Source organism: Lacinutrix sp. MEBiC02595 (genome assembly GCF_053601555.1).
In genome coordinates this window covers 1-353 of sequence record NZ_JBSHNU010000223.1, presented here as the reverse complement: position 1 = coordinate 353, position 353 = coordinate 1, and the positions used below count along the sequence as shown (strand labels likewise).

Annotated in this window: 1 protein-coding gene; it reads right to left on the bottom strand. The window is 37.4% G+C overall.

Going from position 1 to position 353, the window contains the following annotated elements; all coding sequences use genetic code 11:
- A partial coding sequence (locus tag ACVCZW_RS13220; RefSeq protein ID WP_452232638.1) for a hypothetical protein occupies positions 1-353 on the bottom strand: 353 nt, incomplete at both ends.

Genomic DNA, 353 nt, shown 5'->3' with positions numbered 1-353 from the left:
TCGTTGGTTGCATCTGTATCTTCATCTGCAGTAATATGATCTGCGATTGCAGTTTCATTGTCTGCAATAGCTGTGTTTTGTGTTGTTTGTTCCGTTTCTAAAGTGTCAATATCATCCGCATTAGTAGTGATTTGCGATTGTAAAGCAGTTTCATCAAAAGGAGTAACACTTAAATCGATATTGTTGTTTGCATCTGTGGTTATGGTAACGGAACTATCAGTAGAAGCTACGGTTTGAATTTCGTTGGTTGCATCTGTATCTTCATCTGCAGTAATATGATCTGCGATTGCAGTTTCATTGTCTGCAATAGCTGTGTTTTGTGTTGTTTGTTCCGTTTCTAAAGTGTCAATATC